General features: G+C 67.2%; 8 protein-coding genes and 1 pseudogene. 6 read left to right on the top strand and 3 right to left on the bottom strand.

All coding sequences use genetic code 11. The features are described 5' to 3' along the window. Positions 1 to 27 precede the first annotated feature (27 nt). The 3 genes from ACE026_RS09860 to ACE026_RS09870 form a co-directional block, all read right to left on the bottom strand. A complete protein-coding gene (locus ACE026_RS09860) occupies positions 28 to 2364 on the bottom strand; it encodes a family 20 glycosylhydrolase (RefSeq protein ID WP_486038855.1) in 2337 nt (778 codons plus the stop codon). 93 nt (positions 2365 to 2457) lie between these two features. Further along, entirely contained in the window at positions 2458 to 5157 is a 2700-nt protein-coding gene (locus tag ACE026_RS09865; protein WP_486038856.1) for a TonB-dependent receptor, read from the bottom strand. 155 nt (positions 5158 to 5312) lie between these two features. Beyond that, positions 5313 to 6326 (bottom strand): glucokinase family protein, encoded by a 1014-nt coding sequence (locus ACE026_RS09870; protein WP_486038885.1) that lies wholly within the window; start codon positions 6324 to 6326, stop codon positions 5313 to 5315. Positions 6327 to 6698: 372 nt separating this feature from the next. Here ACE026_RS09870 and ACE026_RS09875 point away from each other — a divergent pair, with 372 nt between their 5' ends. The 6 genes and pseudogenes from ACE026_RS09875 to ACE026_RS09900 all read left to right on the top strand — a co-directional run. After that, positions 6699 to 7991: a sugar MFS transporter gene (locus ACE026_RS09875; protein WP_486038857.1), complete on the top strand. Its 1293-nt coding sequence runs from the start codon at positions 6699 to 6701 to the stop codon at positions 7989 to 7991. Positions 7992 to 8033: 42 nt separating this feature from the next. Continuing rightward, complete coding sequence (locus ACE026_RS09880) at positions 8034 to 9101, top strand: LacI family DNA-binding transcriptional regulator (RefSeq protein ID WP_019186013.1); 1068 nt, start codon at positions 8034 to 8036, stop codon at positions 9099 to 9101. 6 nt (positions 9102 to 9107) lie between these two features. Continuing rightward, the gene (locus ACE026_RS09885) at positions 9108 to 10136 is read left to right on the top strand and encodes an SIS domain-containing protein (protein WP_486038858.1); all 1029 of its coding nucleotides are present in this window, start codon (positions 9108 to 9110) and stop codon (positions 10134 to 10136) included. Continuing rightward, positions 10136 to 11284, top strand: coding sequence for an N-acetylglucosamine-6-phosphate deacetylase (nagA, locus tag ACE026_RS09890; RefSeq protein WP_486038859.1), 1149 nt, complete (start codon positions 10136 to 10138; stop codon positions 11282 to 11284). The genes ACE026_RS09885 and nagA overlap by 1 nt, the downstream gene beginning before the upstream one ends. Next, positions 11281 to 12348, top strand: a complete 1068-nt coding sequence (locus ACE026_RS09895) for an acyltransferase family protein (protein WP_486038860.1) — start codon at positions 11281 to 11283, stop codon at positions 12346 to 12348. Before nagA ends, ACE026_RS09895 begins: the two co-directional genes overlap by 4 nt. Positions 12349 to 12461: 113 nt before the next feature. Beyond that, positions 12462 to 14368 (top strand): annotated as a pseudogene (locus ACE026_RS09900) (autotransporter family protein); the annotation flags it as partial.

Below are 14368 nucleotides of genomic sequence, written 5' to 3' on the forward strand. Positions count from 1 at the left end.
CCCCCCCCCCCCACCCCGGTCCTGCGATTACCGCGGCAACAGCGTCATCTCATCCAGCACCCACATCGTCGGCCGGGTATCGCCGGTGAAGCGCACGCAGAGATTCTGGGTGCCCTTGAGCGAACGCGGCAGCGCCGCCTCCAGCGTGATGAAGCCATCGGCGCCTGGTGCGGCCGGCAGCGTCACGCTGGCCAGCGGCTTGCCATCGCACTGCCCGCCGAGGATGTCCATTTCCCCATGTGCGCTGCGTTTGGGCGCGAAGCGCCGGTTCGGCTCGTCGTGGGCCAGCTGGAAGTAGTACGGGATCTGCCCGGCGCGTACGCGCAATTTGGCGATGCCGTCCACGTCCGCGTCCTTCCATAGCCAGCACGGGTTGAAGATGTCCACGTTGAAGATCGCGCGCTCGCCATCGGCCGGGCCGTCGTCTTCCAGGCGCAGCAGCAGCTGGCCTTCGCCCGGGCACTGCGCGAGATGTTCGTCGGTCCGAGACAGCAGCGAGATAGCGGTGATGTCGAAGCGGCTGGCCGCCTTGGCCAACGCCTGGCCGTTGAAGAGCGTCGCGGCCTGCAGCACCACCGGCAGCGGCTGCTGCAGCGGGGCGGTGTAGCGCGGTGACTGTGCGGTGACCGCGCTGCCGTCCACGCTGTAGTGGATGTCGTAGCCGAGCGGGGTGCGCAGGGCCAGCGTCGCGGTGCCGGCGGCGCGGTCGTCCGTGCTGTCCAGTTCCACCTGGAAGGGCGTCTGCGCATACGCGATGCCCATCGCCTGGTAACGCTGCAGCTGCGCCGGCAGGCGCGCCAGGAAATCGGCGTAATCGCGGCGTTCGCGCGGCGACCAGCCGGTTTCGGCCACCGCGGCCAGGCGCGGGAACAGGTTGTGCTGCAGACGCGCGTAGCTGCGCGTGTGCTCGGTGAACATGTTGGCCTGCAGGCCGAGGATGTGGTGCTGCTTGTCCTTGGCCAGCGCGTCCGGCACCGGTTCGAAACCGTACACGCGCGCCAGCGGAATCGTCGCCGGGCGGCCCGGCGGTTCGTTCGGCGAGTTGGTCTGCAGGTAATCCATGTACATGTCGGTCACCGGCGACATCACCACGTCGTGGCCTTCGCTGGCCGCCTTCAGGCCGCCCTCGGTACCGCGCCAGGACATCACCGTGGCCTCCGGCGGCAGCCCGCCCTCGAGGATTTCATCCCAGCCGATCAGGCGCCGGTCGTGTTGTTCCAGGAAGGTTTCCAGGCGCTTGATGATGTGGCTCTGCATCTCCATCTCATCGCCGGCGCCCACTTCGCGCATGCGCGCCTGCACCCGCGCGGAGGCTTCCCACTGGTCCTTGACCGCTTCATCGCCACCCACGTGCACGTACTTGGCCGGGAACAAGGCGATGACTTCTTCCAGCACGTTCTCAAGAAATTCGAGGGTGCTGTCTTCCGTGTTGAACAGGTTCGGGAACACGCCCCATTCGCTCAGCGGCTTGAGCGGGGTGTCGATCGTGCCGAGCTCTGGATAGGCCGCGATCGCCGCGGTGGCGTGGCCGGGCACGTCGATCTCGGGAATGACCTGGATATGGCGCGCGGCCGCATACGCGATCACCTCACGGATCTGGTCCTGCGTATAGAAGCCGCAGTACGGGCGCTCGGCGCCGGTGACCGGGTCGCGGCCGCCATCGCCGGCCGGAATGCGGCAACTGCCGACGCCGGTCAGTTTCGGGTAGCGCTTGATCTCCATGCGCCAGCCCTGGTCATCGGTGAGATGCCAGTGGAAGGTGTTGAGCTTCTGCTCGGCCATGGCATCGAGGACCTGCTTGATCTCGTCCAGGCTCTGGAAGTGGCGGGCCGAATCGAGCATCAGGCCGCGCCAGCTGAAACGGGGCGCATCGTCAATGCGCAGCGCCGGGAGCTTGCCATCGCTGCCGCCGGTGAGCAGCTGCGAGAGCGTGGCTGCACCGTAGAACAGGCCGGCTTCGGTGGCGGCCTGCACGGTCGCGCCACGCGCGTCCGAGCGCAGCTGGTAGCCCTCGGCACCGGTCTTGAGCGTGGCGTCGAGCACGAAGCTGATGCCGTCCTTGCCGCGACCTTCGCTGACCGTTACCGCCGGGCCGCCGCTGTCACGCAGCAGCGTGGCGAACTGTGTAGCCACGCGGGCGGCGGCCTGGCCCTGTGCATGTACCGGAGTGGCGGCGGTCACGGTGTAGCCGGCGCCGTCGAGGCGGTCGACCCTGGCCGGTGCGGGAATCAGCATCAGCGAGCCGGGCAGGGCCTGCGGGCCGTTCGGCGCCTGTGCGTCGGTGGCCTGGGCCAGCGGGGCGAGGGAAAGTGCCAGTGCGAAGGACAGCAGCGACAGCGAGGTACGACGGGTGCGGGTGTGCATCGGGTCATTCCTTTGTAGCGAATCGGGTTCCACCTGTGAAACGGGCCCGGAAATCCGGGCCCGTTTCAGGTGTGCAGCGTGTTACCGCGGCGATCAGTACTTGAAGCGGAAGTTCAGATAGTACTGGCGGCCGTTGCTGTAGAACGACGTCGGGACCGACGCGCTCTGGTAGTACTTGTAGGTCGGGTTGTTGAGGTTGAGCGCATCGAAGCTGACGCTCAGCCAATCGGTGGCCTTGTAGCTCAACGACGCCGACAGCGTGCCGAAGTCATCCTGGTAGTACGGGTTGGCACCGGACAGGCCGATCAGGAACGAGGAGCGGTAGGTGTAGCCCACGCGCGCACCGAAGGTCTCGTTCTCGAAGTAGGCACCCACGTTGTAGGTGTTCTTCGAGGTGCCCAGCAGGTTCTGCGTGCCGTCTTCCCAGGTGTGCGAGGTGCTGCCATCGGCGTAGGTGTAGTTGGCGTTGACGCCGAAGAATTCACCGATCGGCTGCTCGTAGGCCAGTTCGACGCCGCGGACCTTTCCGTTGGCGTTGATCGGCTTGGAGATCTCATACGCTTCCAGCTGGTGGGTCAGCTCGCTGAAGAGCATCTGGGTCTCGGTGCCGAAGGCCACGTAGTCCTTCAGGTTCATCGAGTACACGCCGGCCGACAGCAGGCCGCGCGGCATGAAGTACCACTCCAGGTTGGCGTCGAAGTTGGTCGACAGCACCGGCTTGAGGTTCGGGTTGCCACCGCCGCCGAGCTTGTTCAGATCCGAACCCCACGAGGAGGTACCCAGGGCCGAGAAGTCCGGCAGGGTCTGGGTCTGGGAGGCGGCGAAGCGCAGCACCAGGTCATCGGCCAGATCGAACTTCAGGTTGGCGCTGGGCAGCACGCGGTTGTGCTTGTTCTCGAACTTCAGCGCATCCCACGCACCGAACAGGCTGCTCACGTCCGGGTCGCTGGTGACGGCCACGTAGGTGTCGATGTCCTGCTTGATGTTGACGTAGCGCAGGCCGATGTTACCGGCCCAGCTGTCACCGACGAAGTTGGCCTGGACGTAGGCGCCGAAGTTCTTCTCGGCCACCTTCCATTCGGCGCCGTAGTTGTGGCGTCCGTCCGGGCCATCATTGTTGGCGAGCCAGGTGGAGTTGTTGGTCACCGCATCCTTCAGCGCACCCGGGGTGTAGTACCAGATGTTGCGCGGGAAAGTGCCGCCGATGTCACCGGCGAAGCCGTTGGGGTAGTTGCCGGTCGGGGCGCCCTGCAGCGCGGCCCAGATGTTGCCCGGGGTCGCGCCTTCCGGCGACAGCGACTCACGCTTGTGGTCGGCGAAGCGTGCACCGAAGTCGATCGAGCTCAGCACGCTGCCGCTGCTGAAGTACTGGCTGAAATCCAGGCTGGCCCACTTTTCCTTGTCTTCGGCGGTGACCTGCTGGTTGCCCCAGGTGCCGAAGGTGGTCACGCCGTTCGGGCTGATGTCGCCGCCGATGTTCCAGTCGACCGGGGAGCCGTTGCCGTGCGTGGCCCAGCTGGCGCCGCCGCCGCGACCAACGGTGACTTCGGCGATGTACTGGCGCGGGGTTTCGCCGGTGCCCTTGGTGTTGCCGGCCTGGAACTTGGCGGTCAGGTTGTCGTTGATCTGCCAATCCGCATCGAAGGTGATGTAGTTCGTCTCTGCCGTTGCTTCACGGTAGATCATGTCGTACACGCCGTAGTCCGTGCCCGGCTTGCCGCTGTAGGTGGCGTTGGTGATGACGCCGTCCTTGACCACATAGCCCGGATCCGGTGCCTGCGATTTGGCGAAGCTGGCGCCGAACATCATGAAGTTGCGGTTGTAGTTGTTGGCTTCCAGCTTGGAACTGAAACCTTCCAGGCCCAGGGTCAGGGTGTCGGTGGGCTTGAACTGCACCGAGATCAGGCCGCCCTTGCGCTCACGGGTCTGTTCGAACAGCGTGGAACCGAGCAGGCCGGGGATCTTGAGCCCCTCCAGGTCCGGACGCGGGCCCTGCAGGAACTGGCCCGGGTTGGCCGGATCCGGGATGCCTGCGACGACCGGGTCGTTCGGGCCGAGGGTGAAGAAGCCGCCCGGGATTTCCTGCGCTTCGCGACGCAGCTCGCGCTTCTGGTAGAAGCCCTGCACCATCACGCCGAAGGTGCCTTCGTCGTTCTTGTAGTTGAACAGTGCCGACAGCTGCGGATCGGTCGACTTGGCCTGGTCCGAATTCACCGCACCGACCGAGGCTTCGGCGGTGATCTGCTTGGCGAACTCCAGCGGGCGACGGGTGATGATGTTGACGGTGCCGGTGGTGCCGCCGTCCTGCAGCTTGGCCTGCGAAGACTTGTTCACTTCCACCGAGCTGACCAGCTCGGAGGGCAGCAGCGAGTAGCTGACGCTGCGGCCGACGTTGTTGCCCTGGCTGAGCACGAACCAGTCGGCCGAGGCGACGCTGTGGCCGTTGATCAGGGTCTGGGTCAGGCTCGGGCTGGTGCCGCGCAGGCTGACGCGGTCGGCTTCATCGAAGCCGCCTTCATCGGCGCTGGACGAGCTGATGTTCACGCCCGGCAGGCGCTGCAGGGTATCGGCGACGTTGTGCGCGGGCAGCTTGCCCACGTCTTCGGCGGTGACCACTTCCAGGCGCGCATTGGCATCGCGCTTGGTGTCCAGCGACTTTTCCATCGAGCCACGGATGCCGGTGACCTGCACGGTGTCCAGATCGGTGGCGGTGGGGGCGGCTTGCTGCGCGTGGGCGCTGAAGGCCAGGCAGCTGACGATGGCTGCGGAAAGCAGGGTCTTGCGGGTGTTCATGATGTCTCTCCTCATCACTCGATGGTCGCCGGCGACGGCGTCTGGTTTCTTGCGTCTGGTACGACTGTGCCGCGCGCCTGTTGTCCGGGTGCGCCTTGGGTACTACGTACTGCGTGGTGCGGTGTCCGCAGCGCCGATCCCGGCGCCGTGGCAGATCAGGTGTCCGAGCGGCCGAGATACCAGCTGGCGGCGCCGATGACGCCCAGTTGCCCGTGCTCGACCACCTTCACGGGAATACGTTCCAGCGCCTCGCGCATCGGTCCCTTGTTGAGGTACCGCTCGACGAAGGTGCTGTTCAACAGGAAATCGCGGATCTGCGGCAGGATGCCGCCGGCCAGGTAGACCCCGCCGGTGACGCCGTACTGCAGCGCCATGTCGCCGATCGTGCTGCCGAGCAGGCCGCAGAACACTTCCAGGCTCTGCTTCGCGAGCGGGTCGTGGTCGGCCATGGCAGCGGCGGTGATCGCATCCGGGGTGGTGAGCGTCGGGGACTGGCCGCTCAAGGCGCACAGGGCGCGATACAGATTCATCAGGCCGGGGCCGGACAGCGCCTGCTCGACCGAGACGTGCGAGCGCTCGCGCAGCATCTGCCGCACGATCGCCATCTCCAGTTCGGTGGTGGTGGCCAGCGTCGGCTGGCCGGCTTCAGTGGCCAAGACCACCGCGCCATGGGCGGTCGGGATCCATACCGCCGCGCCGAGGCCGGTGCCGGGGCCGACCACCAGGGTCGGGCCGCGCGGGGCGGTGGCCGGGCCGGTCAGCTGCAGCACGCCGCTGGCATCGACCTGGGCGGCGGCGTAGGCCACGGCTTCGAAGTCATTGACGATGTACACCTGGTCCAGGCCGACATCGCGCTCGATCTGCCGCGCCGACAGCGGCCAGGGCAGGTTGGCGGTGATCACGGTGCCGTCGTCGCGGGCATAGCCGGCCGTGGCGACCACGCAATGGGTCGGGCGCGGGCCGTCGGCCAGGAAGTCGGACAGGATCGCGCTGAGGCCGGCGTAATCGGCATTGCGGAACTTGCGGTAGTCCAGCAGCTCCACCGGATGGGCCGGATCGGCGCTGGCCTGGACCCGACCAACCCGGACATGCGTGCCACCCACGTCGGCGGCCAGGAACGGCGGCGTCGCGGCGGGCGGGGCATGGGCCGGAACAGCGTGGGCGGCTATGGTCACACGGACTCCATCGGTTGGGCGTGGCCAGGGCTGACCCGGCGATTGAGGCGGAGTCTGTAATCGTTCTGACAACGATGTCAACGATAACCTCACACTTTCGATGCTGCGGCGCAACGTGGGTTTGCGCCGGAAAACGTTTTCATCACACTGCCGTGATGTTTTCGCAAACTGCCGTGAATACGGGCTCTGCTCTGTCCGCGTCCAGCGCTGTCGCCGGATTGCGCAGGTGCAGCAAAGGAAAATGCGCGGCGCTGGCGTGAACCAGTTGTTGACAAACCTGGCGGCTGCAACGAATAAATGTGACAACGTTGTTCCCAGCCACTCTTCCGATGCCGCTCCGGCGCCGTCGATGCAGGAGCCTCCTTGATGTCTGCCGTGCCTGCTGCCTCCGCGCGTTCGAGCGTGCTTACCTCGATCCTGATCATCGGCGTGCTGTTCTTCCTGATCGGCTTCTTCACCTGGCTCAACGGCCCGTTGATCACCTTCGTTAAGCTCGCCTTCGAGCTGGACGAGGTCGGCGCCTTCCTGGTGCTGATGGTCTTCTACCTGTCGTATTTCTTCCTCGCCCTGCCGGCCTCGTGGATCCTCAAGCGCACCGGCATGAAGAAGGGCCTCAGCCTGAGCCTGCTGGTGATGGCGGCCGGTGCGGTGGTGTTCGCCCACTTCGCCCAGCAGCGCTGGTACCCGGGCGCGCTCAGCGGCCTGTTCATCATCGGCAGCGGCCTGGCCCTGCTGCAGACGGCGGTCAACCCGTACATCAGCATCCTCGGGCCGATCGAGACCGCGGCCCGGCGCATCGCGCTGATGGGCATCTGCAACAAGATCGCCGGCATGCTCGCCCCGGTGCTGATCGGTACGCTGGTGCTGCACGGCATCGGCGATCTGGATGCCCAGGTGAAGGTCGCCGATGCGGCCGCCAAGACGGTCCTGCTCAATGACTTCGCCGCCAAGATCCAGCTGCCGTACATGGCCATGGCCGGGCTGCTGGTGGTGCTGGCGGTGGGCGTGCTGTTCTCGCCGCTGCCCGAGCTGAAGACCGCTGAAGCCAATGCCACGCCGGCCCGCGCGCCCGGGGTGGCCGAGCGCACCAGCATCTTCCAGTTCCCGCACCTGTGGCTGGGCGTGTTGTGCCTGTTCGTGTACGTGGGCGTGGAAGTGATGGCCGGCGATGCGATCGGCACTTACGGCCACGGCTTCGATCTGCCGCTGGACCAGACCAAGATGTTCACCTCGATCACCCTGGCATTCATGCTGTCGGGTTACGTGGTGGGCCTGGCGCTGATTCCGCACCTTGTGACGCAATCGCGCTACCTCAGCATTTCGGCCGTGCTGGGCGTGCTGTTCAGCATCGGCGCGCTGCTGACCCACGGTTATGTCTCGGTCGGCTTCGTGGCGGCCTTGGGCTTTGCCAACGCGATGATGTGGCCGGCGATCTTCCCGCTGGCGATCCGCGGCCTGGGCCGCTTCACCGAGACCGGCTCGGCCCTGCTGGTGATGGCCATCGCCGGTGGCGCGATCATTCCCCAGCTGTTTGCCGTGCTCAAGCAGCACTTCGACTTCCAGTGGGTGTTTGCCGGCCTGATGGTGCCCTGCTACCTGTACATCCTGTTCTATTCGATGCGCGGCCACCGCGTCGGGCTGTCCCGCGACGGGCAGTGATCGGCGATCATGGACGCTCAACCGGTCAGCCAGGAAAAGACGATGCGTAGAGCGACCATCAAGGATGTCGCCGAACGGGCCAAGGTATCGCTGAAGACGGTCTCGCGGGTCATCAACAACGAGCCCTCGGTGATGCAGGCCACCCGTGCACGGGTGCTGCGCGCGATTGCCGAGCTGGATTACGAGCCCGATCCGGCCGCGCGCAACCTGCGCACCGGCACCACGCTGGTGGTCGGGCTGGTCTACGACAACCCCAACCCGTACCACATCATCGGCGTGCAGAACGGCGTGCTCGCCGCCTGCCGCGAAACCGGCTTCGGGCTGCAGATCCACCCCTGCGACTCCAGCTCGCCGATGCTCGCCGAGGAACTGGCCGACTGGGTGCAGCGTTCGCGCCTGGCCGGGCTGGTGCTGACCGCCCCGATGTCCGAGCGCAAGGATCTGGTGGCCGCGCTCACCGCCCGCGGCATCAAGCTGGTGCGCATCATCGCCGCCACCGCCGATCCCGAAGATGGTGCCTGCGTATTCGTCGACGATCGCGAGGCCGCCTACGAGATCACCGAGCACCTGATCCAGCTCGGCCACCAGCGCATCGGCTTCCTCTGGGGCGGCACCTCGCACCGCTCCAGCGGTGAGCGCTACGCCGGCTATGAAGCAGCGCTGCGCGACTACGGCATGACCATCGACAAGCACCTGGTGGTGCAGGGCGATTACACCTTCGATGATGGCTTCCGCGGGGCGCGCCGCCTGCTGGCGCTGCGCGAACCGCCCACCGCGATCTTCGGCTCCAACGATGAAATCGCTGCCGGCGTGCTGGCGGCCGCCAAGTCCACCGGCATGAACGTGCCTTACGACCTGTCCATTGCCGGTTTCGAGGACAGCCCGTTCTCGCGCCAGTCCTGGCCGCCGTTGACCACCGCCAAGCAGGCCACCGAAGACATCGCCCGGCATGCCGCGCGCCTGCTGATCGCGCAGCTGCGCAGCGATGCCTACGACGACGCGCCGTTGCAGCTGCAGAACCAGGGCTTCGTGCCGCAGCTGGTGGTGCGTGGTTCCACCGCGCCGATGCGCCCGCAGGGTGCACGGCTTCCTTCTCCTGAAACGACCTGAGTCCCCATGTCCCTGCCTGCTCCCCACGACACCTTGATGTACCGCGAAGCCGCCGAGGCTGCCGATGTGATCGCCGCGCAGTTCGCGCGCAACCAGGTGGCCGTGGAGACGCTGGCCGCCAGCCTGCGTGCGGCGCCGCCGCCGTTCGTGGTGACCTGCGCGCGCGGCAGCTCCGACCACGCCGCCACCTATGCCAAGTACCTGCTGGAAACGCGCCTGGGGCTGGTCACCGCCTCGGCGTCGCCCTCGGTGGGCTCGGTCTACGAAGCACCGCTGAAGCTGCGCCGTGCGCTGTACATCGTGATCTCGCAGTCGGGCAAGAGCCCGGACCTGCTGCGCAACGCCGAGGCCGCGCGTGCGGCGGGCGCACGCGTGGTGGCGCTGGTGAATGTCGAGGATTCGCCGCTGGCGCAGCTGGCCGAGACGGTGATCCCGCTGGGCGCCGGAGCCGAACGCAGCGTGGCGGCGACCAAGAGCTACCTGGCCTCGCTGTCGGCGATCCTGCAGCTGGTGGCGTACTGGACCCAGGACGTGGGGCTGATCGCCTCGCTGCGCGCGTTGCCCGATGCCCTGCGCGAAGCCTGGAACAGCGACTGGTCGTCGCTGACCGATGGCCTGGTGCCGGCCCACAATCTGTTCGTGCTTGGCCGTGGCCTCGGCCTGGCGGCGGCGCAGGAAGCGGCGCTGAAGTTCAAGGAAACCTGTGGCCTGCATGCCGAAGCGTACAGCTCGGCCGAGGTCAAGCATGGCCCGATGGCGCTGGTGGGCCCGGGCTTCCCGGTGCTGGCCTTCGCCCAGCCGGATGAAACCGGCGCCGGCACCCGCGCGGTGCTGAGCGAGTTCGCCGCGCGCGATGCGCAGGTGTGGCTGGCCGATGTCGGCGGTGACCTGCCGCTGCCGGTCGCGCCGCACCCGGCGTGCGCCCCGCTGCTGACCATCCAGAGTTTCTACCGCGCGATCAATGCGCTGGCGCTGCGCCGTGGCCACAACCCGGACCTGCCGCCGCATCTGAACAAGGTGACGGAAACCGTCTGATGAAAACTGTCCTGCGCAATGCCCGCATCCTGGCCGGTGACGACTTCCGCGATGATCTGGCGGTGGTGATCGAGAGCGGCCGGATCACCGCGCTGGTCTCCGATGCCGCGCCCATGCTCGGCCAGGCCGATGAGCAGGTGGATCTGGGCGGCGGTTGGCTGCTGCCCGGCTTCATCGATGCGCAGGTCAACGGTGGCGGTGGCGTACTGTTCAACAACAGCCCGGATGTCGCCACGCTGCGCACGCTGGCACAGGCGCATCGCCGCTTCGGCACCACCGGTCTGCTGCCCACCCTGATCAGCGACGACGTACAGGTGATGCGCGCGGCCATCGCCGCGACCCGCCAGGCGATCAGCGAAGGCGTGCCGGGCGTGCTCGGCATCCATCTGGAAGGCCCGTACATCGCGCCGGCGCGCAAGGGCACGCATGATGCGAACAAGTTCCGCGTGCCGGATGCCGCCGAGATCGCCTTGGCCGCCTCGCTGGACAACGGCGTCACCCTGCTCACGCTGGCGCCCGAGCGGGTGCCGCTGGAGAGCATCCGCGCACTGGTGGAACGCGGCGTGGTGGTGGCGGCAGGTCACACCGCGGCCAGTTACGAGGAGGCGCGTGCAGGCCTGGAGGCCGGTATCCGCGGCTTCACCCATCTGTACAACGCGATGTCGCCGCTGACCGGGCGCGAGCCGGGCGCGGTCGGTGCGGCGCTGGAAGATCGCGAGAGCTGGGTCGGCATCATCGCCGACGGCGTGCATGTGCACCCGGCCAGCCTGCGTGTGGCGCTGGCGACCAAGCCGCGCGGCAAGGTCATGCTGGTTACCGATGCGATGCCGCCGGTCGGTGCGCAAGACCCCAGCTACGAACTGTATGGCGAGGTCATCACCGCCGTGGACGGCGTGGTGCGCAATGCCGCCGGCTCGCTGGCCGGCTCGGCACTGGACATGGCCACGGCGGTGCGCAACAGCGTGCAGCTGCTGGGCGTCTCGCTGGCCGAAGCGGCGCGCATGGCCTCGACCTATCCCGCGCAGTTCCTGAATCTGGATGACCGCTACGGGCACATCGCCGAAGGGCATCACGCCGATCTGGTGCTGCTCGATGACGCGCTGCAGGTGCGCAGCACCTGGATCGCCGGGCAGCGCGAAGACGTATGAGCGCCACGCCGGCGGGGCGTATGGGCTCGATCGACGCGCTGCGCGGCCTGACCGTCGCGGCGATGCTGCTGGTCAACAACCCGGGCGACTGGAGCCATGTCTACGCACCGCTGCTGCACGCGGACTGGCATGGCTTCACCCCGACCGATCTGATCTTTCCGTTGTTCCTGTTCATTGCCGGTGTCTCGATGGCCTTCAGCCTGGCGCCGCGCGCGGGCGAGCCGGCGACGCGTCCGGCGCTGGTGCGCGGGGTGCTGCAACGCGCGCTGCGCATCCTGATCGCCGGCGCGCTGCTGCACCTGCTGGCGTGGTGGCTGTTCGAGCTGCCGGCGTATCGCCTGTGGGGCGTGCTGCAGCGGATCGCCCTGTGCGTTGCTGTGGTCGGCGTACTGGCGGTCTACACGCGGGCGCGCACGCAATGGGCGGTGATCGTCGGCCTGCTGGCCGCTTATGCGGGGATCCTGTTGTCGGCCACCTCCATGGAGCCGTGGGTCAACCCGGCCAGCCGGCTGGATACGGCGCTGTTCGCCCCGTTCCTCTACAAATATTCCGCGCTCACCGGGCTGGGCCATGACCCCGAAGGCCTGCTGAGCAGCCTCGGGGCGATTGCCACCACGTTGCTCGGTCTGCGTGCCGGTGCATGGCTGCGTGCGGGCCAGTCGGCCCGCCTGGCCACCTTGGCGTTGGCCTGCCTGGCCGTCGGCGGTCTGGCCACGCTGTGGCTGCCGCTGAACAAACAGCTCTGGACGCCGAGCTTCGTGCTCTGGACCGCTGGCCTGTCCGTGGCAGCGCTGCTGCTGGCGCACCTGTTGATCGACCGCTGGCGCCTGCCAGCGCTTGGGCGCCGCTTCGGGGTGAATGCGATCGCCGCGTATCTGGGTTCTTCGGCGATGGCCTTGGTGCTCGCTGCAACCGGCGCGTGGGCCTGGGCGTTCCAGACACTGGAGCACGCGCTGCCGCAGGCACCGAAGCTGGCCTCGCTCGCGTGCGCGGTGGGCTTCGTGGCGATCTGGTGGGGCGTGGTGTGGGCGCTGGATCGCCGGCGTATCTATTTGAAGATATGAAGGCATCGGTTTTTTACCTTCGCATCACGGCGGCACAGTAAAAGTACCTACGCCGGTCATCCGTAAAAGCACTGGGCCGTTGCTGTCCCCCTTCTGCTGAACAGGAAAGGTACATGCGCCAGACGCTTGTTTGGCCGGCACGACCGTTGCTGGCTGTCCAGATATCGCGGCTGCTGCACGCCGGCCGCCGTGGCGCCCTAGGCACCGTATTGATCGCCGGCGCCTTCCCGGCATGGGCAGGCTGCGATAACGCTGCGCCCACCACCGGACAGACCGTGACCTGCTCCAGCCAGCTGCCCAATCCAGACACCGTGCCGGTCATCGGCGTGGCCGGCAGCAGCAACATCACGCTCAACGTTCTTGGCAACGCGCAGCTCGCGCCAGCGACGGGAAACGCCGTCACGCTGCAGGCCGGTGGCGGAGGGCATCTGATCGTCAACGACGGCAGCATCCTCGCCGGCGCCGGGCGTGGCCTGCAGCTGGATGCCGCCTCCACCGTGATCAATCGCGGGGTGATCAGCGGCAGCACCGGCGGCATTGTCTTCGGTGCCGGCAATGACCGCCTGGAGATGTTGGCCGGCAGCATCCGCGGTGGTGTCGTGCAGGGCGCAGGCAACGATACGCTGGTGATACGCGGCGGGGTCATCGACAGCGTCGACCAGGGCGATGGACTGGATGCCCTGGAGATCAGCGGCGGCACCATCACCGGCACCGTGCAGCAAGGCACCGGGGTGGATACCTTTCTGATGACCGGTGGCACCATCGGGGCGCTGCTGCAGGGCGATGGCACCGACCGCTTCCGCATGACCGGCGGCCAGATCATCGGTGGCTTCGACGACGGCGACTATGCCGAGATGACCGGCGGGCGCATCGGCCGGGTCAACATGAAGCTGGAGAACAACACCTTCGACATGTCCGGTGGCACGATCGACGGCAACCTGGTGACCGGCTTCGGCAACGACACCATCATCCTCTCCGAGGGCTACATCGGCGGCAACATCAGCGTCAGCGGTGGCGATGATTCCATCACCATCACCGGCGGCACGGTGCGCGGTGAGATCCGCGCCAGCACCGGCAACGATCGGCTGGACTGGTCCGGTGGCGGGGTGGTGTACGGCACGGTGGACATGGGCGAAGGCAACGACGTCACCATCCTGACCAACCTCAACAACAGCCATCTCGGTGCGCTGCCGCTGTTCACCGGTGGGCTGGGGACCGACCTGCTCACCATGAACAACGTCAAGACCAACGGGGTGGCACGCTTCACCGGCTGGGAACAGATCAACCTGCGCCAGAACAGCCAATTGACCGTCGATGGCGACCTGGTGCTCGCCGATCTCACCACCAGCGGCGGTACGCTGGATATCGACACGACCAGCACCGTCTTCGCCGGCGGCCTCAACGCCACCGTGCGCACCTTCACCGCCGGCCAGCAGGTCAATGTGATCAATGCCGGCCGTATCGATCTGAGCAACGGCAGCAGCGGTCCTGGCGATGCGTTCACCATCAACGGCAATTACGTTGGCAACAATGGCGGCGTGTATCTGCAGTCGGTGCTGGCCGGTGACGGTGCGCCTTCGGATCGGCTGGTGATCTCCAATGGGGTGGCCAGCGGCAGCACCGGGCTGGGCATCCTCAATGCCGGGGGCAGCGGCGCGGCGACGATGGCCGATGGCATCCTGGTGGTGCAGTCGATCAACGGTGCGAGCACTGCGCCCAACGCGTTCGCGCTGTACAACCCGATCGCGGCCGGGGCGTTCGAGTATTTCCTGTTCAAGGGCGGTGTAAGCGCCGGCAGCAGCGAGAACTGGTACCTGCGCTCCACCCTCGTCGCGGGCGTATCGCCGGCACCCGCACCCACCCCGCCAGGCGTACCCACCGTCACGCCACCACCGCCGGCGCCGGTGGATGCCGGCACACCGCCGCCACCGCTGGCCCCGCCACCGTCACCGGATCTGCCGGAGAACCCCGACCCACTGGCGCCCGAACCCGCACCGCCCCCCCCCCCCCCCGCCCCCGC

The organism is Stenotrophomonas sp. AGC87 (assembly GCF_057333975.1).

What these genes read in the sequence shown, in the direction of transcription:
- ACE026_RS09860 (WP_486038855.1), bottom strand. Translation starts at nt 2,364, where the DNA reads ATGCACACCCGCACCCGTCGTACCTCGCTGTCGCTGCTGTCCTTCGCA.
- ACE026_RS09865 (WP_486038856.1), bottom strand. Translation starts at nt 5,157, where the DNA reads ATGAACACCCGCAAGACCCTGCTTTCCGCAGCCATCGTCAGCTGCCTG.
- ACE026_RS09875 (WP_486038857.1), top strand. Translation starts at nt 6,699, where the DNA reads ATGTCTGCCGTGCCTGCTGCCTCCGCGCGTTCGAGCGTGCTTACCTCG.
- ACE026_RS09880 (WP_019186013.1), top strand. Translation starts at nt 8,034, where the DNA reads ATGCGTAGAGCGACCATCAAGGATGTCGCCGAACGGGCCAAGGTATCG.
- ACE026_RS09885 (WP_486038858.1), top strand. Translation starts at nt 9,108, where the DNA reads ATGTCCCTGCCTGCTCCCCACGACACCTTGATGTACCGCGAAGCCGCC.
- nagA (WP_486038859.1), top strand. Translation starts at nt 10,136, where the DNA reads ATGAAAACTGTCCTGCGCAATGCCCGCATCCTGGCCGGTGACGACTTC.
- ACE026_RS09895 (WP_486038860.1), top strand. Translation starts at nt 11,281, where the DNA reads ATGAGCGCCACGCCGGCGGGGCGTATGGGCTCGATCGACGCGCTGCGC.